Source organism: Formosa undariae (genome assembly GCF_042427615.1).
In the GTDB taxonomy this organism is placed as follows: domain Bacteria; phylum Bacteroidota; class Bacteroidia; order Flavobacteriales; family Flavobacteriaceae; genus Formosa; species Formosa undariae.
Window position 1 is genome coordinate 69,231 of record NZ_JBHMEZ010000032.1, and the last position, 25,727, is coordinate 94,957.

Consider the following 25,727-nt stretch of genomic DNA (forward strand, 5'->3'; position numbering starts at 1 on the left):
AATCAAACATTTTTATCTATTAGAAACATGAGTACTTCTAAGCTATTACACTTAAGTTTTTATACTCAGGTAATGTAGGTCTTATTGCAAGTGCGTCTTTAATAATTTTTTCTATTTCAACACGTTCGTCACCTTGTAATATTAATCTTGGAGCTCTTACGTATTCTGCACCAATTTCAGTATGTAAAGTTGCAAATTTGATATACTGCACTAATTTTGGATGAATATCTAATTCTAACAATGGCATAAACCAACGGTAAATTTCAAGAGCTTCTTGGATACGTCCTGCTTTTTGAAGTTCGTAAATAGCAACTGTTTCTGCTGGAAATGCACAAACCAAACCAGCTACCCAACCGTTTGCTCCTAACAATAAACTTTCTAATGCTAATGTATCTACACCAGTCATAATAACTAATCTATCTCCAAAACGATTTTTGATTCTAGTTATGTTAGTCGTATCTCTAGTCGATTCCTTAACTGCTTGAATGTTTGGACACATTTCAACCAATTCAGCAAACATATCTAAAGTCACTAATATTTTATAATCTGTAGGATTATTGTAAATCATTATTGGTAATGATGTACTGTCTGCAATAGCTCTAAAATATTCAACAACTTCTTCGTCAGAAGCCTTATATCTCATTGGAGGCAGTATCATTAATGCTTCAGCTCCATCTTCTTCAGCAGTTTTTGCTAAGTTAATAGCCGCTTTTGTTGTTGTTTCCGCAATATTCATTAAAACTGGAATTTTCCCCTCTACAAGAGCAACAGTTTCTCTAGTTAGAATACGTCTTTCTTCATCAGTTAATGTACTAGCTTCACCTAACGTACCTCCTAAAACAATACCGTGAACACCTGCATCTACTTGTGCTTTAATATTTACTTTAAACAACTCTAAATCCAATTCATCTTTATCCGTAAATTGTGTTGTAACTGCTGGCATAACGCCTTCCCATTTAAAACTCATAAATTCTGTTTTTTAATTTACCCAAAAATAAAGAATACTAAAACTTTGAAAATAATGTATTTTACCTATAATTGATACTATTTTACATTTTTTGCCCTAGTTTCATTAAAAATGAGCACTTATTAAAATTTAAACAATCAAAACCATTATCTGAGGCAACTAATCCGTTGAAATTCAATTTAATATTTTTCATTGCAGACCAGTCTAATAAGAACCTATAATTCACCTGAAATCTAGAGTAAAAGTTGCCGCTTACAGAGACGTATTATAAAGTAATAGATTTAAAATTTATTACGATAATTAATAGGTGTTATGACTTACATATGCTTTACTAATTTCCTTAACTATTTATAAATACAGAAGCAGCGATTCATAATAAATAGATAATACATGAAGCCCAATTAATATACATTCTAATAGTAATTTTACACGTTAATTTTTTAAGCAAAACGGTTGTTCATGTTTTTATCTCGTCCTTTCTTTTACATCTTTATATTCCTATCCTTTTCTAGCTTTGCTCAAGCACCTCTTAAAATTCACTCTCATAACGATTATAATCAGCTTTTACCATTTTGGAAAGCCTACACTAACGGATTAGAATCTATAGAAGTCGATGTGTTTTTGAAAAATAACACCTTATACGCTACGCATGAAGCGCATGAAATCAAGACACAAAACACCTTTGAGTCTCTGTATCTAAAGCCATTAAGAACGGTGTTTAAGCCCCATTTAGGAGCCAAGCAGCAGATCCAGCTTCTTATAGATATTAAATCTGAAGCATACACCACACTTACAGCAATTGAGAAGGTTTTAGAAACATACCCCGATCTTACAAATAACCCAAAACTGAGTTTTGTTATTTCAGGACACAGACCCGAACTAAAAGATTATAATACTTATCCAGATTATATTTTATTCGACTATCAGAGCTTAGCTCCAATTCCTGAAAAAGCGATTAATAAAATTGCGCTAATAAGCTTAAGCTACAAGATGTTTTCGTCTTGGAAAGGACAGGATTCTATTCCTAAAAAAGATTTAAAAATATTAAAATCTATTGTAGACCAAGCACATGCGCACAATAAATCATTTCGTTTTTGGGGAGCACCAGATACGCCTTTAGCATGGCACACATTTTACACCATGGGAGTCGATTTTATAAATACAGATCAACCCCAAGAATGTGCGAACTATTTTAACACACATAACGCTACCACAAACACTGTTGAAATTGCTTTTATATCGGATATTCATTTCCAAGATATTTATGGTGAATTTTCGGATAATGAATATAAAGGCATATACAATAACAAGACCAATAAGCACACCCTTTTAAGAACAATGGATGCACAGCTGCATTCTACAAGAATTTTTAATGAAAATTACTTTGCATTATTTGCAGCCTTAGATGATATGGTAAAAAAAGGTATTAAGTATGTGGCTTTACCGGGTGATTATACCGATGATGGGCAAGCCATTCATTTAAAAGGTTTGCAACAGATTCTACAATCGTATGAAATAACCTATGGCATGCAATTTTTTATAACAACCGGCAACCACGACCCCGTAGGTCCTTTTGCTCAAGATTCTGGAAAATCTGATTTTATGGGAATTAATGGACAGTCCCAAGGTATTTATAGTTACTCGCCATTAAAAAACAACTCTAAAACAGAGACAACAGACTTACCTGTAATCCGTTCCAAAGACATTAAGAAATTAGGATATACAGGCGTTCTTAATCATTTAAAATCATTTGGTTTTTTCCCTGAAGCACACAACTTGTATTGGGCTACGCCATTCTCGAAATATACAGCAGAGACTTACACCTATCAAGCCGCATTACAGCAAAGTTCGATTACCAATAGAATGTATAATATTACGCCAGGATACACCATTCCCGATGCTAGCTATGTTGTAGAGGCAGCACCAAACGTGTGGCTACTCGGTTTAGATGCCAATGTATATTTGCCAAAAGATTCTATTAACGGAAATGCTCTAAACCCAAAAAACTATACAGGCGCAAGTATTGGATATAATAATGTTCTTACCCATAAAACACACCTTATAACGTGGGTAAAAACAATTGCATCGGAAGCTAAACGATTAAACAAAACACTAATTGCTTTTAGTCATTACCCGATGATTGATTTTAATGATGATGCATCAGAAGCACTAGAATCCTTTTTTGAAGGCAAAAAATGGCAATTAGAACGTGTGCCTCAAGAAGCTGTTTCTCAACTATTTTTTGATGCTGGAATAAAAATTCATGTAGCCGGACATATGCATATTAACGACACTGGTATTAGAACCTTTAAAAACGAGGAGTCTTTAATTAATATCCAAACACCTTCTATTGCCGCATATATTCCTGGTTATAAAATATTAAAAATTAAAGCCAATAATGAGATTGAAGTCAATACAGTACAAATTGATACGGTTCCTAATTTCGATGATTTATTCCCTCTTTACGAAAAAGAATATAAGCATTTAACTTCGGAAGGAAAATCCTTATGGAATCATGATATTTTAAACAGTACATCGTATCATGATTTTTCTATGTTTCATTTAAAAGAACTGGTACGTTTACGTTTTCTAGAAGAGGATTGGGTACCCCGTTTTAAAGATTTTATGCTAAATATCACTGCTGAAGAATTACTTCTACTGCCTTACTTAAATACTAACATTCCAATTAATACATTATGCCTAGAAAAAACCAAGTATAAAACAGACTGGGAACTTGCAGATAATAAAGCTGTATTGGCCTTACAAACCTCTGATTTAACTTTAGAAGATTTTAAAGATTGGACAGGTTTTGATATGATTTTTGATTTTTACCGCATTCGGAATGCCGATGTTTTAGCGATTACCGACATTGGAGACAAACAAATAGCCATATATAAATGGCTATTTGATACTTATAAGACGACGCTATCTCAGAATAAAAACGACGATAACAGACAGAAATTATTAGCGTTTTCTTCTATCTTTTTACAATTTTTAAACGGTGCTCCTGCAAATAACTTTACAATAGATTACAATACAGGCACATTAAAAACCATGGAGAACTAATACCTATTTGGCAGTAACAGGATTTTTTCTAACGTATATCCCGTTTTTAAATGAAATGTGATAATTGCTTTTAAATAATGTACTAGGCAAATAATAATCTGTAGTAATAATTTGTGCACCAGATTCCTTTGCCATTTCAAAATGAGAATAATCGTTAGACCGTGCTTCTTTTGTACCCGCATCGGCTCGTGTTCTTATAATATATCCTTTGGATACTAAACTTTTTATAGATTTATCTTCTGGGTTATTTCTAAATAAAGTTGCGGCTTCAGGCGTTCCCGGATTTGCATTGGCAAACATTACACGATTATTAAGCGATGGATGCCCTGCTATATATAGATCTCGTTTTCGGCCAGAATCGTCTAAAAGAAACAAAAACTTCCCTCTAGCCTCCTTTAATTTTGGCCAATTATTATTTAAAACCGCCTGCTCTAGAGTTTCATATTCACCTCTAACATGATCTGGAGTTATTAATTTATCAGTTCCTAATCCGCTAGTTAATGCGTTATCGAGTTCTGTAAAAAGTGATGTCGTAAATGCTTCTGGCTGGGTCCCAAACATATTTACTTTTCCGTCTTTAGCTTCTAATGTTATAAAAATAGGCTCGTGATTGGGATGTGCCTCAGACCATAATTTTAAATCCTTTAAACAAGCATCTAGAGTATAATAATGTGTTCTAAAATCGATGTCTATAACATGTAAAATTTTAAATCCCGGTGTCTCCATGACCGCATTAGGATCGAATGCTTCATCTGCTTGCACCAAAACTAATCCTTTTGGGTTTGCATACGTCCCTCCTTTAGAATCGGCATATACATCTATTTCTAGATTTCGTAATCCCATATCTAACTGCTCTAATATAGGTATGTGGGTATACTGTAGCGATTGCATACTATTAGTGGTATCCTTTTCCTCTAAAAAATCATAAAGCTTAGGTTCTATTTCTTTTTTATAACTATTGTGAGACCCAATAACTTGAAGCTGATTAATTCGTAAAGTGTCTTGTTGAGATCTCACTTTACAACACAGAATACACAGTAAACATAATGATAAATAATATTTCATAACTAAAAAAAATTAGTCGTCAAAATTACGACCCAAACCGTTAAGTCCATGTTAGTAAATCAAGAACAAAATGTAAAAATTTAACACTATAAAGCCATACAAGCAAATGCATAAAAACATTATATATCAACCCATTAACTAAAAACAGTGTTATGCACAGCACCTTATTTATTTAACAGTTGCATAACCATTAGCTAAAACTTGAACGCTGAAGATTTCATTAATTTGCGACACGATTAAAACTTATAAAATTTTGTTAATCTCTTCTAACTAATCTCTAAAATCGCTACTCATTTAATGAACTAAAAACGTTTAAAAATTCTTCTAAAATAAAAAACCATAGTTGCTACGAACAACTATGGCCTAATCATTAAGCATTGTAACACCAATAACTTAAATATGTATAATAAAAATAATTTTTTTCTATTAAAAAATATAACTTTTTTAATATTATTCTTACTTGTATACCAAACGGGTTACACAAGTACTACCACAGCTTCAAAAAACAAAACGTCTAATAAAGCGATTCAAAAAACAATACAAGGTAAAATTGTAGACGAAACAGGCGTTCCTTTATTAGGCGCTTCTATTTTAATAAAAGACACTACCATAGGTGCTTCTGCCAACTTTGATGGGGAATTTTCTATCGAAGCCAGCCATGGACAAACATTAAAAATTTCATTTATAGGTTACGAAACCCAAGAGGTTCTTATAGATGCCGACTACCTAAATATTGTCTTACAACCTTCTAGCGCTGTGCTAAACGAAGTATTAATTGTAGGTTATGGTCAGCAAAAAAAGAAAGATCTTACTGGAGCTGTAACGCAATTATCTTCTAACGATTTTAAGGAAGGTGTAAATATTTCTGCCGATAATTTATTACAAGGTAAAGTTGCTGGTGTACGTGTTATCCCTTCTAACGGAGAACCGGGATCGGGTGTAGACGTATCTATTCGTGGTGTGGGGTCTATTAGAAGTGGAAGTACTCCGTTATTTGTTGTAGATGGTGTCCCTTTAAGCAATACAGATGTAAGTGCACCCAGTCCTAATTTTGGACTTGGTAATTCCAGTGCAAAAAACCCATTAAACTTCCTAAACACAAGTGATATTGCTTCCATTACAGTTTTAAAAGATGCTTCTGCTGCCGCTATATACGGAGCGAGAGGTTCTAACGGAGTGGTAATTATCACTACAAAACAAGGAAAAACAGGAAAGGCTGCTATTACTATCGATTCTTATTTAAGTGTTTCGAATGTAATTAAAAAGATTGACGTCTTAGAAGCAGACGATTACAGAAATGCCATAAACGACGATGCCTACGATCATGGTGGAAACACAGATTGGCAAGACGAATTACTTCGTAGCGGGATCACCCAGAATAATAACTTCTCTTTTTCTTCTAAAACAGAAAGCGGAAACTATTACACCTCTTTATCGTTAATGGATCAGGAAGGGATTGTACATAATAGTGGTTTCGATAGAGTAACTGCGCGTTTGAATGCTGAAGAATCTTTCTTTGATAACAAACGTTTAAAAGTGAAGGTGAATTTAACCGCCAGTCAGATTAATGAAACTGGAGTGCCAAATGGTTCTGATGCAGGTTCTGATGGACAGTTAATTATTCATGCTTTAATGGCCAACCCAACACAACCTGTATTTGATGAAGATGGCGAATACACCAACTTTAATTTAAACCAGAATTATAATCCGATGTATTTATTAGACATTTACGAGGATCATACTAATACAGTACGAATTCTTGGAAATGCAGAAGCATCGTTTAGAATTATTGACGGATTGGACTATAAGTTTAACTACGGTGTAGATCGTTCGGTTTCGGAACGAAATTCTACTATTTATCCAAACGCTACAGATAGAACGCCAGAAGGTGCCTATGTGCAAACAAATTTAGAGTCTCAGAGTACTTTAATGGAGCATTACTTAACGTATCGCTTTGGTTTTAATAGAAACAATTTTGAAGTTTTAGGTGGATTTTCATATCAGAAATTCAACTTCTCTGGAACTACGTTTTCTATTACAGGCATCGATCCAAAGGGCACAGGTGTTAAACCAGAGTACGATCCAGGATATTCAGGACAACAGAATGGTTTAAGTGGATACGCTCAGGAAAACGAATTACAATCTTACTTTAGTAGGGTAAATTATAACTTTGATGATAGATATCTAATTACTGCATCTGTAAGAGCAGATGGTTCGACTCGTTTTGGGCAAAACAATAAATATGGGTATTTTCCTTCATTTGCATTAGGCTGGAATTTAGACAACGAACAGTTTTTAATGGATTCTGATGTGATCAATCAACTAAAATTAAGACTTAGTTGGGGACAAACAGGAAACCAGGAAGTACAAAACAAAATCACTCAGGCCAGTTATTCGCAATCTGCTGCAGGAGGATATTACTTATACAACGATCCGACCTTAACAAATGGAATTGTAGTAAACAGAACTGCCAATCCAGATTTACAATGGGAAGTGGTATCGCAATTAAATATTGGTGCCGATTTTAGTTTATGGAATAACAAATTATATGGTTCTGCAGATTATTATACAAAAACAACTACCAACGCCATTTTAAACATTCCTGCCGAACCATTAAGCCCAACAACAACGGTGTGGCAAAACATTAGTGGAGAAATAGTAAATAAAGGTTTTGAATTAAGTTTAGGATCACAAATTATAAGTACAGACGACTTCTCATGGTCTCTAGATGTAAACGGAGCAACTTTAGATAACGAGGTGGTAGACTTACCGGTTTCAGAATTATATTCAGGTAGTGTTGCAGGACCAGGTTTATCTGGAGTAGTTGCAAACATTTACAAAAGTGGTTACGAAGCTGGATCGTTTTATATGTTAAAACACTTAGGTTTCGACGCGAATGGTGCAGACATTTTTGAAGACTTTAATAACGATGGCGCTATAAATAGTGACGACCGTCAGATTTTTGAAGGTGCACTACCTAATTTCACTTATGGGATAAACACCAACTTAAGTTATAAACGTTGGGATTTAAGTCTTTCTTTAATTGGACAAAGTGGTGGTTTACTAGTTAACAATACCAACTTAGCTCTAAACATTAACAACATTGTTTCCGACAGAAACGTGCTATCAGAATTTTACAACGCTGGAGCAAGTTATTCTAACACACCTCAACTTTCAACTTTATATCTAGAAAAATCAGATTTCCTACGTTTAAACAACGCAAGAATAGGATATTCATTAGATACAGATCGTCTTAACTTAGAATGGTTACAAGGTTTAAACTTATATGTAAGTGCTCAGAATTTATTCACAATTACTAACTATTCTGGTTACGACCCGTTAGTTAATAGTCCGCGAAATTCAGGAGGAAACCAATCTATAGGAATAGATTACACGACTTACCCATCATCTAAAACGTATATGCTAGGTGCAACACTAAAATTATAATTTATGAAAACTATCAATATAATATCAAAAATAACGTTCACTTTCATCTTAAGTACGTTGGCTTTTAATTGCTCGGATTTAGATGAAGTTGTTAAAGACGAAGTGATTGGCGGACAAACATCGAACCCAGAGAGTGCAATAGCTGCGGCTTACGGACAATTGGCAGATGGTACATTTACAGATCACGGTAGCGTATTCGGATTACAAGAATACCCTACAGACGAATGTATGCTACCTACCCGAGGAAGTGACTGGGGAGACGGTGGAAAATGGAGAGACCTTACCGAATTTACTTGGGGAACGACTAACGCACAAGTTACAGGAACATGGAATTCCTTAAATAGCGGGATAACTAAAACGTTAATCGCGATTGAATCATTACAAGAAAATCCGGATTATGCTAATTACGATTTATTCATGGCTGAAGCCAAAGGATTATTAATTCTATATGTATACAATACGTTAGACCTATTCAATCAGGCACCTTATAGAGACCTATTTTCAGACGATAAATCCTTAGTTTTTCTTCAAGCAGACACAGAGATAGACAATCTGATATCTGATTTAGAAATTATTATTCCGAACCTGGCCAATATGGGAGACCAACAAACGTATAATGGTCGTTTTACAAAACAAGCAGCCTACGCGTTATTGGCAGATATGTATTTAAATAGAGCTGTTTTTAAAGATCGTTATAATGCGACTTCTAGTTTTAATTTCACACAAACTGCTGTCGATAATAATGGAACGGACATGGATAAAGTTATCTACTACACCTCTTTATTAATTAATGATGGTTTTAGCTTAGAAAGCAACTATTTTGACAATTTTGCATTAAGTAATTCTAATGGATCTGAAATTATTTTTGCTGTTATTCAGGAAAATGATAACATTAGAAGAAGCGATAATGACTTTGCATACATGTCTACCGGGCGTGCGCAAAAACAAACTCCAGACAACAGAGGAACCAATGGCTCAAGTGTAGAACCTGAATTTTATAATACTTGGGAAGGTAATCATGACGATCCGCGATTCCACAGATATTATCAATACGCCGACGGAACTTGGTTTATGAATGACGGGACTACGGGAAGTGTACCTTCTGAAGATATTAGACCAGATACAGGAAAACCATTAGTCCATTTTAATAGAGGTTTACAAGCAGGACAACAATACGGACCAACGCTAGATGGAAAAGGAGGTTTTAATATGACCGCAGAAGGAAGAATTGCTATTAGCAAATTATACATGGAAAAAAACACGACTATTCCTATGGACTACACGCCAGAAATGAATTTTAACAATCCGTCGGAAGCCATTTTATCGCAAGATCAAATCAATGCCGGTGTGCGTAACTTTAAATGGGAATTTGATCCAGAAAACGGGAATGGTAATAGCGCCGTAGATGTTCCTTTATACCGTTTAGGAGGTATGTATTGCATGAGAGCAGAAGCTTATTTTAGAAAAGGAGAAACAACGCTTGCCTTAGCCGATATTAATACATTACGCACAAGCAGAACTCGAGAAGCTTTGTTTAATAATGCTCCTGGTGTTGCTATTTCATCTTTAGATGAAGTGACTTTATACAATGAAATTGGTTTTGAAATGTACTGGGAAATGTACAGAAGAAAACAAATGATCCGTTTTAACACCTACGACAAAGCATATACAGCAAAAGCGGCAACGCAACCGTATTTAAGAGTATTTTCAATCCCACAATCTACTATTGATGTTACAGATGGCATTGAACAAAATTTCGGATATAATTAAATAGATTTTAAATCATTAATTAAAAGGTAGCAAAAAACACATTGCTACCTTTTTTTATTTATTCTAATCTCCATCCCTATTTTTAAATCCCATATGCGTTAAAACCAAGGATAGACTTCATAAAAAAAAACGAGCAAATGATTACGTAAAATGTTTTATAAAAAGATGAAAGGTATCTCAATTAAAAACGGCTAAATTTGAAATAATCTAAAAACAAATTGATGCATATTCTAAAATTATTTTTAATCGTTTTTTCAATAGGAGCTCTTACCTCTTGTAATTCTAAAAACAAAAAAACAGAAACCAAGACCGTTACAGAAAATGTAGCTTCAACTCAAGAAACATCTACATCATTATCCGAGTCCGAAAAAATAATCAATGAAACCATTCTTGCTCATGGTGGAGATTTGTATAACACTGCCAATTATTCATTTGTATTTAGAAAAAACACGTTTCAATTTAAGAATAACCATTCTGAATACGTTTACTCAAAAACGTATGAAAAGGAAGGTTCTGAAATTATTGATGTTTTAGACAATGGCAGTTTTTCTAGAATGATTAACGGCAAGGCTGTCGAATTATCCGACAAGGATATCGCTAGTGGCACAGGTTCAATAAATTCTGTGATCTATTTTACAACTCTACCTTACAAATTAAACGACGAAGCCGTGAATTCTAAACTCATGGAAAGCACAAGTATTAAAGGAGAACAATACGAAACCATACAAGTTACATTTAATGAAGATGGTGGCGGCGAAGATCACGACGACGAATACTACTATTGGATAAATAAAAACACTAAAAAAATCGACTATTTAGCATATAATTATAGTGTAAATAAAGGAGGGGTACGCTTTAGAACAGCTTTCAACAAAAGGGTTGTAGACGGTATTACGTTTCAAGACTATATAAATTATGAAGCTGAGGTTGGTACGCCACTAAAAGATTTACCGATGCTATTTGAAGCGAATAAATTAAAAGAACTTTCAGAAATAAAAACTGAGAATGTAATTAATTTAAACAAGCAGTAGTAAAAAAAGGATCATTCCTAATAGTTGTGTTTAAGTAACTTTGTAGTTAATCTAGAAAACAGAAAACGATATTCTTACCATCTCTATCCTAACTTTTAAAAGCTTTAATTTTGAATACAAAGATTAAAGCTTTTAGAAGTATTTGTGCTTCTATTAACAAAGGTAACAGGATTTATTATTGTATTGAAATCTTAAAAAATCGGATAATTATATATTTTTATATTCTCGACTCCGCTCGAACTCCAAAAAAAATATAGCCTAGAAGAGAATTTAAAGATTAATCATTGATATATAATGGGTATTAAGAAGAGTCGAGAATCTCCCATAATAATCTATAGTTATTCCTTGATTTGATTGCTAGTAGGATTCGTGTTTGTAAACTATTCTATAACGACCTCTATTAGCAACAGATTAAGAAGATCTGATGATCTATTCAATACGTTTCTTTTTTCAAAGATCGCACTGTTTTTTAGTCCAACACACAACTTTTGAGATTGATGCATCTTGAGCTTTTTTTGATGGTTATAAGCTATAAAAAACAAAACCCTCATAATCATACGATTATAAGGGTTTTTGCGGAGAATGAGGGATTCGAACCCCCGGAGGTGTAACCCTCAACAGTTTTCAAGACTGCCGCATTCGACCACTCTGCCAATTCTCCGAGTGTCTCATCAGGTATTCCCTGATTGCGGGTGCAAATATAAGACGCTTTTTCGATTATATCAAATAAAAATTAAAAAAAATTAAAACATTTTTCGACACCTCATTTAACAAATTATATTTCAAACGGTTATAAATTTATTTTTACAAACTATTTTATGTTTTATAATATGCTTTCTAGTAAAATAATAAAGTTATTAAGGCTAAAGTCCATTTCAAATCCTATTTTTGGCACCTATTAAATCAGTATATGGATATTCTTAAACAGTTGCAATGGCGATATGCCACAAAAAAATTCGATAACAATCGCATAATAGAAAATAATAAACTTCAAGTGCTTTTGGAAGCTTTCAATTTAACAGCGACCTCTTACGGCTTACAACCTGTAAAATTAGTGGTGATTAAAAACAAAGTGTTGCAACGTGAATTAGTAGAAGCGTCTATGAACCAGGAGCAAATTGCTCAAGCTTCTCATGTCCTAGTATTCTGTATAGAAACGACTATAGATAATGTATTTGTCGAAAATTATTTTAAACGCGTACAAGCGGTTCGTAATACACCGGAAGCTGTTTTAAATCCTTTTAAAAACTTTTTAATATCAGATTTCGAGAATAAAGAACAATTACAAATCGAGAACTGGGCAACTAAACAAGCATATCTTGCCTTAGGAAACATGTTAACCGTGTGTGCTGTACAACATATTGATGCGTGTCCTATGGAAGGCTTCACTCCTGCTAAATACGACAACATTTTGGAATTAACGCAAAGAGGTTTAAAATCTGTTTTAGTGCTTCCGATTGGGTATCGTGCAGAAGACGATGTGTTTTCTGACATGAAAAAGGTAAGAAAACCTATCGTAGAAAGTATCATTCATCTGTAACTATATCGCATAGATTCGAAAATCTTTCTCTATTTTTAATCTACTATTATTGAAGGTTAAATAATTAAAGACGCGCTAAAACTAAGTTTTGGGTCCTAATTATAACAATGAAATGATTTTTAGTGTTTTTCAACAATGGCATTTCAATAATTGAAAAGATCTAGAATCTTCGTTTTGACTTCTTTTTTATTCCTTGCTTTAATCGTAAATTTGAATTCAATTTTAAATAGACCTCATGCCTGGATTTGAACTTTTTGGAAGTGCCGAAAAAAAAGAAGTACACGATGTACTTGAAAGTGGTATTTTAATGCGTTATGGCTTCGATGCCATGAGAAACAATCATTGGAAAGCTAAAGAATTAGAGACCGAATTACAAACCCAAATGCAAGTGAAGCACGCGCAATTAGTATCTAGTGGTACAGCTGCCGTATCTGTTGCTTTAGCCATTGCCGGTGTCGGTTCTGGAGACGAAGTTATTCTACCTACTTTTACTTTTGTTGCCAGTTTTGAAGCGGTTTTAATGTTAGGTGCTATTCCGGTATTAGTAGATATCGACGATACACTAACACTAGATATTACAGCTGTAAAAAAGGCGATTACTCCAAAAACCAAAGCGATTATGCCTGTGCATATGTGCGGTGGTATGGCGCGATTAAAAGAATTAAAGGAGATTTGTGATACACATAATCTAAAATTAATTGAAGATGCCTGTCAGGCCATCGGAGGAACTTATGAAGGAAAACCTTTAGGAAGTTACGGAGATGTTGGCTGTTTTTCTTTCGATTTTGTTAAAACCATAACTGCTGGCGAAGGTGGTGCAATTATTACAAATAACGATGAGTACGCCACTTGGGCAGACAATTATAGCGATCATGGTCACGATCACGTTGGTTCAGATCGTGGTGCTGAAAGTCATCCCTTCCTGGGTTATAATTTCAGAATTTCAGAACTTCATGCAGCTGTTGGTTTGGCTCAAGTAAGACGTTTAAATGATTTTATTGCCATTCAGAAAAATCACTATACCGTTTTAAGAGAAGCTTTAAGTTCTATTCCTGAAATTACATTTAGAACAACTCCCGAAGCAGGTGAAGAAAACTATTCTTTTTTAAATTTCTTTCTACCCGATTTGGAAACATCTAACAAGGCTATGGTAGCTCTAAAAGAAGCTGGAATAGATGGATGTTTTCATTACTTTAACAACAACTGGCATTATGTTAGAAAGTGGAATCATTTAAAAGAAGCAAAAAGTATATTCCCAATTGCTCCTCAAATAAAAGAAGCGTTAAGCACTTTAGAAAATAAAACATTCGAACAATCCGATCATTATATTGGAAGAAACATATCTTGTTTAATCAAGTTATCTTGGACTGAAGACGAAGTCAAATTAAGAGCTTCAAAAATGGTCGAGGCGATTAAAAGTGTATTGTAAATTATAAATTCTAAAAGAATCCAACAACCATTCTCTGTATCATTATAGAGAATGGTTTTCTTTTTCTATATGCGATGGCTAAATAAGCTATATAACGCACATACTACAGAAATTAGAGACACTACACCTGTTTTAATTTTCTCTATTTAAAACACGCTTATAAACGAATTCCATTGCGAAACAAAACACTATAATTCCGAGAGAAATAAGAACGCCTATTTTATTACTGGAAAACTGCTGTATTATTAATGTAACAAAGGCCAACAAGCACAGTGCACTTGCAATAGCATGAATCCATTTATTAGAGTCTAATTCGGTGTATTTTTTATAACCAATATAATTAACAATACAGAACACCAGTAAAAAGCCGGCACTTCCTGCTGTAGAAATGCTTTCCAAATTAAATAGATTTACTAACACGATAGATAAGATAGCCGTAATTAATAATCCTACTGGTTTGCCCCAGAATTGATGACAGAAATATTTTGGTAGTTCTTGATCTACGGCAATATCATAATTCACCCTACCGCTCCCTAAAATGGTGGCATTAATAGCCGAAAATGTAGAAATTAGTGCTGTAATCGTTATAACAGTAAACCCCACTTGCCCTAAAGTAGGTTCTGCAGCCTTTGCTAAAACGTAATCTTGGGCATCTGCAATCTGATTAAACGGTAATGATCCCACAGTTACAATAGCTATCAACACATATAATACAACAACAAAACCAACCGCACCAAAATAGGCTTTGGTAGTGTTTTTTTCTCGGTCTTTTAAATCGGATATAGAGTTTGCTATCAATTCAAAGCCTTCATAAGCGACAAAAATGACCATCCCTCCCGATAACAATAAAAAAGGATTCTCCCATTTTGCTGGTGATAATTGTCCTAGATTTTCAGGATGCGAAGAAAATCCGTACATACCTACACCAATAAACGCAACCAGAATAAGCAGCTTTATAACTACGGCTACGGATTCAATCCGACTAACAAGACTTACACTTAAATAATTAATAAGCAGAGCGACTATAATAATAGACGATTGAAATATATGAGTATCGATGGTTTTATCTCCCGTAATAGATATTAACGCCGCTCCATAAGACCCAAAAGCAGAAGCGTAGAGGGCTAGCATTACAATATAGCTAATCCAAAGTAGGTTGTTTATACCTCCTGCAAAAATACCATTCCCATACTGCTGATGGATAAATTTAACAGTACCTCCATTCTCAGGATATCTCTTAGACAACTTCGCGTACGAATACGCGGTTAATAATGCGATTAAACCCGCAAAGAGAAACGCTACAGGTGTTCCTCCTTTTGCTAAAGAAACAGCAAGTCCGAGTACAGCAAAAATACCACCTCCAACCATACCTCCTATTCCTATAGAAATAGCATCTTTTAAACTTATTTTTTTATTCATTTTGGATGAGGATTATAATTTGGTAAGTTTCCTTGGCTTCGAAGCTAAATAACGTTGTCACACGAAAGCGCTTAAAGCTATTTTAAGTTTTAAAATTAAGTGAAATATAGAGGAGAGAAAAGTATAGCGCAAAAAAAAAGTTCAATGTAAAAACATTGAACTTTTAAAGAGCCGATGGAGGGACTCGAACCCACGACCTGCTGATTACAAATCAGCTGCTCTAGCCAGCTGAGCTACATCGGCTTGAAAATCGAGTGCAAAGATAGAGCTATTTCTAATATCTGCAAATCTTTTTCAATAAATTTTAGCTTAAATTATTAATTTTATCAATCAACGCACGACCTTCAGTCTCTAATTCTTGGTTAATTGCCTTAAAATGAGCTTTTTTATCTTCTACGTTCTTATTATTTACTTTTGTAATTAAAGTATCAAAAGTACTGATTGCTTCATCTATAATTGTTTCACTTTGCTTAACGTCTTTGTCTGTGTTGGTATATTGCCAAACATAAACAGCTTCAATAATATCTCCTAAAACGAAATTAATGTCCTTTTTAAGATCTCTAACATTTGCCATAATATAAAATTGTATTTATTTGACTGCAAAATTACACTAATCCAAAACAAATTTTGTTATAAATACAAATAAATATTGCTGAATTAAAATTTAATAGCTACATTTAAGTCATGAATGTAAGCATAGCACATAATAAGCAAATTTGTAATCGTATTTCACAACAGTGGAAATCGATTGTCATTTTCATGCTTATTTTTAAGCCAGCCACGCATCTCGAATTTAGTTAACTATTATATAATATAACGATAAACGACAAAGGTGCTTTTTTAAAGGCACCTTTTCTATTTTTAATCCATTACTAATTTAAATTTTAAAATTATGAAAAATGTAATCTCAATGTCACAGAAAAACCAGAAGCTTATTGCACATTCCAATCGTCTTAACGTCATATTTTGCACGTTCCACCATTACGAATTTAGTCCCACTTTAGTATATCCTTAAAACAAAACATCATGAATACATACACATATACCAACGTACCTTTTACTGTAACAGAACATGTAAGTAACGCTAATGGCTTTTTACTGCCTCACAACCTTTATAATAAAGTTAAAACGATCGCGGCTTACCCTATTAAAGAATTTTATTTACAAGACGCCCCCGATCTTGCAGATTTTAAATTTAAAATGCACAAGAATGCATTCTTAAATGATGAACTAACCATTCAGGCACAACTTATAAAGAAACATGATAATGGCTATTTAGTGAATATTATCGTGACTAAACCAAAGCCTGTTACCAATCATCATGAAACGATTTGTAGTGCTCTATTTGGTTTTACCTTGAATCAAGATTATGTCAAGGAAGAAAAAACAGCTTGTTAAATAAAATTCCCGAGTGTTACACCCGGGATTTTTTTTTTTGCTTTATACAAAAACTTCTAAAAGCTTAGCTTGTTTTGAATTGATTTGAAAGGCTTCAACTGCAGCAGGAAGTAAAATCGTTTCACCCATTTTAATGGTTTCTGAAATACCGTTAACAGTAATCTCCGCTTCGCCTTCTACACACATGTAAATTAGAAACGAATCACGAATATTTTTTTTCGATAGCGTTTCTGTAACTTCTAAAAAGCTTGTCGTAAAATAAGGACAGCTCACCATCTCGTTCGATTCATTTTTAATTTTCTCGTAAGTCACTTTAAAATCGTCTGCCATTTCAAAATCTATAGCATCTAAAGCAAGTTCCGTGTGAAGTTCTCTTTCGTTTCCTTCTTTATCCACACGTTCCCAATCGTAAACACGATACGTAATATCACTAGTTTGCTGAATTTCGGCTAACATTACTCCTGCTCCAATAGCATGTACACGTCCTACCTCAATAAAAAAAGTGTCGCCTGTATTGACGCGCTCTGTATTTAAAATTTTAGGTAAAGTTTTATGTTCTAAATGCTCTAAATAATTAGCCGGAGTAACTTTGTCTTTAAATCCAACAATTAGTTCTGAATTTTCATCCGCTTGCATCACATACCACATTTCAGTTTTTCCGAATGAATTATGACGTTTTGCGGCCAATTCATCATTAGGATGTAATTGAATAGATAAATCTTGCTTAGCATCAATGTACTTAATTAATAGCGGGAATTTATTTTTAAATATCCTATAGTTCTGCACCCCAATAAAATCTTCTTTATAGGTCTCTAAAAGATCTTTTAAAGATTTTCCTTTTAATGCACCATTAGCAACTACAGAAGGCTCGCCTTCTACATCACTAATTTCCCAACTTTCCCCAACATCTGTTGCATTACTGTTTTTATTTAATAACGATTTTAATTTTTCACCACCCCAAATTTTTTCTTTTAAGATTGGTGAGAATTTAATTGGATAAACTAGATTTTCCATAATATATTTATTTACCTGAATAACTCACAAAGTTTCTCGGAGTCTCGTAAAGTGTAATTTCCAACTCTAAATTTTCCTCTAATTTAGGTTGGATTTTATTATAAATTACAACTGCAATATTCTCTGCAGTAGGATTAAGATCCTTAAACTCCGGCACATCTAAGTTAAGGTTTTTATGGTCGAAAGCCTCCTCTATTTCGTCTTTTATAAGTTGTTTTAAGATTTTTAAATCAATAACAAAACCCGTCTCTTTATCGATTTCTCCAGTTACACTTACAATAACATCGTAATTATGTCCGTGATAATTTGCATTGTTACAACGTCCAAAAATCAACTGATTTTTTTCGTCTGTCCAATCCTTTCTATATAACCTGTGGGCTGCATTAAAATACCCTTGCCTACTCACTTTTGCTATCATAAATTACGAGATATTTATAAAGTCATAAAATTTATCAAAAATAATCTTAAACCAAGATGTGTAACTATCTGGATTTAATTTAATATCTGCTTTAACATCTTCTAAAGTCATCCATTTCCAGTTGGCGACTTCGTCAGGATTTATATTAGGTTCTCCATTATAATGCCCCACTAAGATATGATCGAACTCATGTTCGGTTAGACCATTTTCAAAAGGTGATTTATACATAAAAGATGTCTTCTCTTCTAAATCGCTCACAAACCCCATTTCTTCTTCTAAACGTCTTCTTCCGGCATCAAGATTAGACTCTCCGTCACGCTGATGACTACAACATGTATTGGTCCATAACCCTGGCGTATGGTATTTACTTAATGCACGTTGTTGTAACATTAACTCATTCTTTTCGTTAAATACAAATACAGAAAAGGCTCTATGTAACACGCCTTTTTCGTGTGCTTCCAGTTTTGGCATAAGCCCGATTGGCTCATCATTTTCGTTAACTAATACTACGTTTTCTTCTATCATATTGTAAAAATACCAAGTAAAATTATAAAATACGTTAATGTGAAGATAAAAATAAAAAGGGGGCGCTTCATTTATTACATTTCATACTAATAATAGTATCTTTGCTTCCTATTTTCAAGAATTATTATGAGTTTTAAAAGTGAAATAAACAGACGTCGTACCTTCGGAATTATATCGCATCCCGATGCCGGTAAAACAACATTAACTGAAAAATTACTTCTTTTTGGTGGTGCTATTCAAGAGGCTGGAGCCGTAAAAAGTAATAAAATAAAAAAAGGAGCGACAAGTGACTTTATGGAAATCGAGCGTCAGCGTGGGATTTCTGTTGCTACTTCTGTTTTGGCTTTTGAATATAATGGTATAAAAATTAATATTCTTGATACTCCTGGACACAAGGATTTTGCAGAAGATACCTTTAGAACACTTACTGCTGTAGATAGTGTTATCGTGGTAATTGATGTTGCAAAAGGGGTCGAGGAACAAACTGAGAAATTGGTCGAAGTTTGTCGTATGCGGAACATTCCGATGATTGTTTTTATAAACAAAATGGATCGTGAAGGTAAAGATGCTTTCGACTTATTAGATGAAGTAGAACAAAAATTAGGCTTGAAAGTTGTCCCTCTTAGTTTTCCTATAGGGATGGGTTACGACTTTAAAGGGATTTACAATATTTGGGAAAAGAATGTAAATCTTTTTAGCGGTGATAGCAGAAAAGATATTGAAGAAACTATTGAAATTTCAGATTTATCTTCTCCAGAATTAGATAAAATAGTTGGAGAAAAAGCTGCTGCAACCTTAAGAGAAGAAATAGAACTTGTCGATGGAATTTATCCGAAATTCGATAAAAAAGAATATTTAGAAGGACAAATGCAACCTGTATTTTTCGGGTCTGCTTTAAATAATTTCGGAGTTCGCGAATTATTAGATTGCTTCGTAGATATCGCTCCAAAGCCAAGAGCGAAGCAAAGTGAAGAACGTTTGGTACAACCCGACGAAAATAAATTTACAGGATTTGTATTTAAGATTCATGCAAATATGGACCCAAACCATAGAAACCGTTTGGCTTTCGTAAAAATTGTTTCTGGAGAATTTAAGCGTAATGCGCCTTACTTGCATGTTAGGAGTAAGAAGAAAGTAAAATTCTCTAGTCCGAATGCCTTTTTTGCAGAAAAGAAAGAGATTGTGGATATTTCGTTCCCCGGGGATATTGTAGGCTTACAAGATACTGGAAGTTTTAAAATTGGAGATACCTTTACAGAAGGTGAAATTCTTAATTATAAAGGTGTCCCAAGTTTCTCTCCGGAACATTTTAGATATATAAACAATGCAGATCCATTAAAGTCGAAACAACTTAATAAAGGTGTAGATCAGCTAATGGACGAAGGTGTTGCCCAATTATTTACACTAGAGCTTAACGGAAGAAAAGTTATTGGTACGGTTGGAGCATTACAATACGAAGTAATTCAGTACCGTTTAGAGCATGAATATGGTGCTAAATGTACGTATGAGAACTTAAATGTTTTTAAAGCCTGTTGGGTAGAACCTAAAGATAAAAAGAGTGATGAGTTTAAAGAGTTTCTTCGTGTAAAACAACGCTTCTTAGCTAAAGACAAAAGAAACCAAATTGTATTTTTAGCCGACTCTCAGTTCTCACTTCAAATGACAGAACAAAAGTATCCAAATATTAAATTCCATTTAACTTCAGAATTTAATTAATATAATAATCACATTTATACAAAATAAAAAAATCCCATTGATACAATCAATGGGATTTTTTGTTAGTTATAAATCTAAGCCTCTCCTGTATGGTCAAAATTTAATGGAATTGGTGGTTGCTATGAAAAAACTATTCCGAGCAGCCTTAACTAACTCCTATTTATGCTTAATAAGAAACTATTAGGCTTCTCCCGTAGGTCCAAAATTTAATGGAATTGGTGGTTGTTCGTAATCTTTAATTTCACCATGGGCATTTTCAAAACGGTTTACATTATCGGCCAATGCCTTTAACAAGCGTTTAGCATGCTGTGGTGTTAATATAATTCTAGATTTAACCTTGCTCTTAGGTGTACCTGGCATAATGCTTACAAAGTCTACCACAAACTCTGAAACAGAGTGGTTAATAATTGCAAGGTTGGAATAGATACCTTCAGCAATCTTTTCGTCTAATTCTATATTAATTTGTCCTTGTTTTTTGGGATCTTTTTCGTCTGCCATATTTATTATTTTTAATAAAAAAATCCCGCTCAATTAGATTGGGCAGGATTTTAAAATGTTTAAGAAACCCAACCTGCGTTGGGATAAAAATAGTCCCGATTACTCGAGACTATATTTATTAGTTAAAATTTACTTCTTGTTTTTTAGCTAACATCATTTCGTCAAACTCTTCTTTAGATCCTACGATAATGTGTTCGTATTTACGCATACCAGTACCAGCTGGAATTTTGTGTCCTACAATTACATTTTCTTTAAGACCTTCAAGATAATCAATCTTACCAGCTACAGCTGCTTCGTTAAGAACCTTAGTAGTTTCCTGGAACGATGCTGCAGAGATAAATGATTTTGTTTGAAGTGATGCTCTTGTAATACCTTGTAAGATTGGCGTAGCCGTTGCTGGCTGTGCATCTCTAGCAGTTACAATTTCTTTATCTTCACGACGTAGTGATGAATTCTCGTCTCTTAATTGGAAAGCAGAAATTAACTGTCCTTCTTTAAGGTTTTTAGAATCACCAGCACTTTCAACAATTTTCAATCCGAAAATTTTATCATTTTCTTCGATAAAGTCAGCTTTATGTGCTAATTGATCTTCTAAGAAGATAGTATCTCCAGAGTCGATAATTCTCACTTTACGCATCATTTGTCTTACAACAACTTCGAAGTGCTTATCGTTAATTTTCACCCCTTGTAAACGGTATACTTCTTGAACTTCGTTCACTAAGTACTGTTGTACAGCTGAAGGGCCTTTAATATTTAATATATCGTTTGGTGTAATAGAACCATCAGAAAGTGGCATACCAGCTTTTACGAAATCATTCTCTTGTACTAAGATCTGATTAGATAATTTAACTAGGTATTTCTTAATATCTCCTAATTTAGATTCTACGATAATCTCACGGTTACCACGCTTAATTTTACCAAAAGTTACAACTCCATCAATAGCACTTACAACTGCTGGATTAGAAGGGTTACGTGCTTCGAATAATTCGGTAACACGAGGTAAACCTCCTGTAATATCCCCTGCTTTTGCAGATTTACGAGGAATTTTCACTAAAATTTTACCAACTCCAATCTTTTCACCATCGTCAATCATTAAATGCGCTCCAACTGGTAAGTTGTAAGAACGTATTGGATTTCCTTTAGCGTCATCGACGTGAAGTGTTGGAATTAATTTTTTGTTTCTAGATTCAGAAATTACTTTTTCTTGGAATCCTGTTTGCTCATCAATTTCAACTTGGTAAGTAATACCTTGTTCGATGTTTTCGTAACGTACTTTACCAGCAAATTCCGAGATAATTACACCGTTATATGGATCCCACTGACAAACAACATCTCCTTTAGTTAATTCAGCACCATTATCAATAAAGATAGTAGAACCGTAAGGTATGTTATTCGTACTTAAAGTGATTCCTGTTTTCTTATCGATAAGTTTTAATTCTGAAGTACGAGAAATAACAATATCAATTGCATTTCCTTCTCCATCGACACCTTTAACTGTTTTAAGGTCTTCGATTTCTGCAACTCCTTTAAACTTAACAATAAGTTTATTATCTTCTGAAATGTTACCTGCAATACCTCCAACGTGGAATGTACGAAGTGTTAACTGTGTTCCTGGTTCCCCAATAGATTGAGCGGCAACAACACCAACAGCTTCACCTAATTGAACCATTTTATTGGTTGCAAGGTTACGACCGTAACATTTAGCACAGATACCTTTCTTAGCTTCACAAGTTAATGCAGAACGTACTTCTACACTATCTAATGGCGATTGATTAATTTTAGCTGCAATAGCATCATCAATTAATTCACCTTCAGAAACTAATAATTCTTCTGTTAATGGATTGTAAACATCATATAAAGATACACGTCCAATTACGCGTTCTCCAAGAGATTCAACAATTTCATCATTTTTCTTTAATGCAGAAACATCTACACCTCTTAATGTTCCACAGTCTTCACTGTTAACAATAACATCTTGAGATACATCTACCAAACGACGTGTTAAGTAACCTGCATCGGCAGTTTTAAGAGCCGTATCGGCAAGACCTTTACGCGCACCGTGAGTAGAGATAAAGTATTCTAAAATTGAAAGACCTTCCTTAAAGTTAGAAAGAATCGGGTTTTCAATAATTTCCCCTCCACCTGCATTCGATTTTTTCGGTTTCGCCATTAATCCACGCATACCTGTAAGCTGACGAATCTGTTCTTTAGATCCCCTTGCTCCAGAGTCAAGCATCATAAACACCGAGTTAAATCCTTGTTGATCTTCACGAATACGTTTCATTGACAATTCAGTCAATTCAGCATTTGTAGATGTCCAAATATCAATAACCTGGTTATAACGTTCGTTGTTGGTAATAAGTCCCATGTTATAGTTACCCATAATACCATCGACAAGCGTATTTGCTTTATCAATCATACCTTGCTTCTCTGGTGGGATAATAATATCACCTAAACTAAATGATAGTCCACCTTGGAATGCAAACATGTAACCTAAAGTTTTAATCGCATCAAGGAAATCAGCTGTTTCAGGAACAGATGTTAACCTTAAGATATTACCAATAATATCTCTTAACGATTTTTTAGTTAAAACTTCGTTGATATATCCAGCTGCATGAGGTACTTTATCGTTAAATAAAACACGCCCTACAGTAGTTTCTATAATTTGTAATACAATTTCTCCTGCTTCGTTAAAATCGTATGTTCTTACTTTAATACCTGCGTTTAAGTCTACACGTTTCTCATTAAAAGCAATTACTACTTCTTCTGGAGAATAAAATGTTAACCCTTCACCAATAACTTTAACATCTTCTGTAGAGGTACGTAATTTGGTCATATAATAAAGACCAAGTACCATATCCTGAGAAGGTACAGTTACTGGAGAACCATTTGCTGGATTCAAGATACTGTGAGACGCTAATAATAACATTTGCGCTTCAAGAATAGCTTCTGGTCCTAATGGTAAATGCACAGCCATCTGGTCACCATCGAAATCGGCGTTAAAGGCAGTACACACTAATGGGTGTAATTGAATTGCCTTTCCTTCGATTAATTTTGGTTGGAAAGCTTGTATACCTAGACGGTGTAATGTAGGAGCACGGTTTAGTAATACTGGATGTCCTTTAAGCACATTTTCCAAGATATCCCAAACTACAGGCTCTTTTTTATCTATAATTTTCTTTGCAGATTTTACAGTTTTTACAATACCTCTTTCAATTAATTTTCTAATTACGAAAGGTTTGTAAAGCTCGGCTGCCATGGTTTTTGGTAAACCACATTCAAATAATCTTAATTCCGGTCCAACAACAATTACAGAACGTGCAGAATAATCGACACGTTTCCCTAATAAGTTTTGACGGAAACGACCTTGCTTACCTTTTAATGAATCTGATAAAGATTTTAAAGGTCTGTTAGAATCTGTTTTTACCGCTGAAGCCTTACGTGTGTTATCGAATAACGAATCTACAGATTCCTGTAACATACGTTTTTCGTTACGTAAAATAACTTCCGGTGCTTTAATCTCAACAAGACGCTTTAAACGGTTGTTACGAATAATTACACGACGGTATAAATCGTTTAAATCTGAAGTCGCAAAACGACCACCATCTAATGGCACTAACGGACGTAATTCTGGTGGAATTACAGGGATCACTTTCATGATCATCCATTCTGGACGATTCTCTCTGTTTAAGTTAGATTCACGTAATGCTTCAACAACTTGTAAACGTTTTAACGCTTCCGTTTTACGTTGCTTAGATGTTTCTGTATTCGCTTTATGACGTAATTGATAAGATAATTCATCTAAATCTATACGTGCTAAAAGATCGATTAAACACTCAGCACCCATTTTCGCTAGGAATTTATTTGGGTCTGTGTCATCTAAATATTGATTATCCTGAGGAAGAGATTCTAAAACATTTAAGTATTCTTCTTCAGTTAAGAAATCCATTTTTTGTAATGGTTCTCCTTCTTCATTTTTAGCATTACCAGGCTGAATTACTACATAACGTTCGTAGTAAATAATCATATCTAATTTCTTAGATGGTAATCCTAATAAATATCCTATTTTATTTGGTAAAGAACGGAAATACCAGATGTGAGCAACAGGAACAACAAGATTAATGTGTCCTACTCTATCACGACGTACTTTCTTTTCAGTTACTTCTACACCACAACGGTCACATACTATACCTTTATAACGTATTCTTTTATATTTACCACAAGCACATTCGTAGTCTTTTACAGGACCAAAGATACGCTCACAGAATAAACCATCTCTTTCAGGTTTATGAGTTCGATAATTGATAGTTTCTGGCTTAAGCACTTCACCTTTAGACGCTGCTAAAATAGACTCTGGTGATGCTAAACCAATTGAGATTTTATTAAACCTCTTTATTGTATTATTATCTTGTTTTCTTGCCATA

17 protein-coding genes and 2 tRNA genes are annotated in these 25,727 nt (G+C 34.0%); 8 read left to right on the top strand and 11 right to left on the bottom strand.

Features of this window, described 5'->3' with window-relative positions:
- Window positions 1-37: 37 nt before the first annotated feature.
- Window positions 38-967, bottom strand: coding sequence for a dihydrodipicolinate synthase family protein (locus ACFFVB_RS17260; protein ID WP_382384478.1), 930 nt, complete (start codon window positions 965-967; stop codon window positions 38-40).
- Between the two features lie 459 nt (window positions 968-1,426).
- On the opposite strand from ACFFVB_RS17260, the gene ACFFVB_RS17265 reads away from it, so the two are divergent.
- Window positions 1,427-4,033: a metallophosphoesterase gene (locus tag ACFFVB_RS17265; RefSeq protein WP_382384479.1), complete on the top strand. Its 2,607-nt coding sequence runs from the start codon at window positions 1,427-1,429 to the stop codon at window positions 4,031-4,033.
- 3 nt (window positions 4,034-4,036) lie between these two features.
- Here the strand turns inward: ACFFVB_RS17265 and ACFFVB_RS17270 are convergent, their stop codons facing one another.
- Window positions 4,037-5,098, bottom strand: coding sequence for a phosphatidylinositol-specific phospholipase C1-like protein (locus tag ACFFVB_RS17270; RefSeq protein ID WP_382384480.1), 1,062 nt, complete (start codon window positions 5,096-5,098; stop codon window positions 4,037-4,039).
- A 399-nt stretch (window positions 5,099-5,497) separates the two neighbouring features.
- Here ACFFVB_RS17270 and ACFFVB_RS17275 point away from each other — a divergent pair, with 399 nt between their 5' ends.
- The 3 genes from ACFFVB_RS17275 to ACFFVB_RS17285 all read left to right on the top strand — a co-directional run bounded on the left by ACFFVB_RS17275 (window position 5,498) and on the right by ACFFVB_RS17285 (window position 11,346).
- Window positions 5,498-8,545: a SusC/RagA family TonB-linked outer membrane protein gene (locus ACFFVB_RS17275; protein ID WP_382384481.1), complete on the top strand. Its 3,048-nt coding sequence runs from the start codon at window positions 5,498-5,500 to the stop codon at window positions 8,543-8,545.
- Between the two features lie 3 nt (window positions 8,546-8,548).
- Complete coding sequence (locus ACFFVB_RS17280) at window positions 8,549-10,315, top strand: RagB/SusD family nutrient uptake outer membrane protein (protein WP_382384482.1); 1,767 nt, start codon at window positions 8,549-8,551, stop codon at window positions 10,313-10,315.
- A gap of 221 nt (window positions 10,316-10,536) precedes the next feature.
- Entirely contained in the window at window positions 10,537-11,346 is an 810-nt protein-coding gene (locus ACFFVB_RS17285) for a DUF6503 family protein (RefSeq protein ID WP_382384483.1), read from the top strand.
- Window positions 11,347-11,922: 576 nt separating this feature from the next.
- Here ACFFVB_RS17285 and ACFFVB_RS17290 read toward each other — a convergent pair.
- A tRNA-Ser gene (locus tag ACFFVB_RS17290) sits at window positions 11,923-12,007 on the bottom strand.
- 249 nt (window positions 12,008-12,256) lie between these two features.
- On the opposite strand from ACFFVB_RS17290, the gene ACFFVB_RS17295 reads away from it, so the two are divergent.
- Window positions 12,257-12,886, top strand: coding sequence for an NAD(P)H-dependent oxidoreductase (locus ACFFVB_RS17295; RefSeq protein ID WP_382384484.1), 630 nt, complete (start codon window positions 12,257-12,259; stop codon window positions 12,884-12,886).
- Between the two features lie 235 nt (window positions 12,887-13,121).
- Window positions 13,122-14,315 carry a DegT/DnrJ/EryC1/StrS family aminotransferase gene (locus ACFFVB_RS17300; RefSeq protein ID WP_382384485.1) on the top strand — a complete coding sequence of 398 codons (1,194 nt, stop codon included), beginning with the start codon at window positions 13,122-13,124 and terminating at the stop codon, window positions 14,313-14,315.
- 132 nt (window positions 14,316-14,447) lie between these two features.
- Here the strand turns inward: ACFFVB_RS17300 and ACFFVB_RS17305 are convergent, their stop codons facing one another.
- From ACFFVB_RS17305 to ACFFVB_RS17315, 3 genes are all read right to left on the bottom strand, one after another.
- Window positions 14,448-15,734, bottom strand: a complete 1,287-nt coding sequence (locus tag ACFFVB_RS17305) for an APC family permease (protein ID WP_382384486.1) — start codon at window positions 15,732-15,734, stop codon at window positions 14,448-14,450.
- Window positions 15,735-15,903: 169 nt separating this feature from the next.
- Window positions 15,904-15,977 (bottom strand) — tRNA-Thr (locus ACFFVB_RS17310).
- 61 nt (window positions 15,978-16,038) lie between these two features.
- Window positions 16,039-16,308 (bottom strand): hypothetical protein, encoded by a 270-nt coding sequence (locus ACFFVB_RS17315; RefSeq protein WP_382384487.1) that lies wholly within the window; start codon window positions 16,306-16,308, stop codon window positions 16,039-16,041.
- A 452-nt stretch (window positions 16,309-16,760) separates the two neighbouring features.
- Here ACFFVB_RS17315 and ACFFVB_RS17320 point away from each other — a divergent pair, with 452 nt between their 5' ends.
- Window positions 16,761-17,132 carry a hypothetical protein gene (locus ACFFVB_RS17320; protein WP_382384488.1) on the top strand — a complete coding sequence of 124 codons (372 nt, stop codon included), beginning with the start codon at window positions 16,761-16,763 and terminating at the stop codon, window positions 17,130-17,132.
- Window positions 17,133-17,174: 42 nt separating this feature from the next.
- Here the strand turns inward: ACFFVB_RS17320 and ACFFVB_RS17325 are convergent, their stop codons facing one another.
- Genes ACFFVB_RS17325 through idi form a run of 3 tightly spaced genes read right to left on the bottom strand, consistent with a single transcriptional unit; the run spans window position 17,175 to window position 19,089 of the window.
- Window positions 17,175-18,146, bottom strand: a complete 972-nt coding sequence (locus tag ACFFVB_RS17325; protein ID WP_382384489.1) for a type I phosphomannose isomerase catalytic subunit — start codon at window positions 18,144-18,146, stop codon at window positions 17,175-17,177.
- Between the two features lie 7 nt (window positions 18,147-18,153).
- A complete protein-coding gene (locus ACFFVB_RS17330) occupies window positions 18,154-18,564 on the bottom strand; it encodes a 6-pyruvoyl trahydropterin synthase family protein (RefSeq protein ID WP_382384490.1) in 411 nt (136 codons plus the stop codon).
- Window positions 18,565-18,567: 3 nt separating this feature from the next.
- The gene (gene idi, locus ACFFVB_RS17335) at window positions 18,568-19,089 is read right to left on the bottom strand and encodes an isopentenyl-diphosphate Delta-isomerase (RefSeq protein WP_382384491.1); all 522 of its coding nucleotides are present in this window, start codon (window positions 19,087-19,089) and stop codon (window positions 18,568-18,570) included.
- A 126-nt stretch (window positions 19,090-19,215) separates the two neighbouring features.
- On the opposite strand from idi, the gene ACFFVB_RS17340 reads away from it, so the two are divergent.
- The gene (locus ACFFVB_RS17340) at window positions 19,216-20,805 is read left to right on the top strand and encodes a peptide chain release factor 3 (protein WP_382384492.1); all 1,590 of its coding nucleotides are present in this window, start codon (window positions 19,216-19,218) and stop codon (window positions 20,803-20,805) included.
- 180 nt (window positions 20,806-20,985) lie between these two features.
- Here the strand turns inward: ACFFVB_RS17340 and ACFFVB_RS17345 are convergent, their stop codons facing one another.
- On the bottom strand, window positions 20,986-21,303 hold the full coding sequence (locus tag ACFFVB_RS17345) for a DUF3467 domain-containing protein (protein ID WP_382384493.1): 318 nt from the start codon (window positions 21,301-21,303) through the stop codon (window positions 20,986-20,988).
- A gap of 118 nt (window positions 21,304-21,421) precedes the next feature.
- Window positions 21,422-25,726 carry a DNA-directed RNA polymerase subunit beta' gene (gene rpoC, locus ACFFVB_RS17350; RefSeq protein WP_382384494.1) on the bottom strand — a complete coding sequence of 1,435 codons (4,305 nt, stop codon included), beginning with the start codon at window positions 25,724-25,726 and terminating at the stop codon, window positions 21,422-21,424.
- Window position 25,727: the final 1 nt, after the last annotated feature.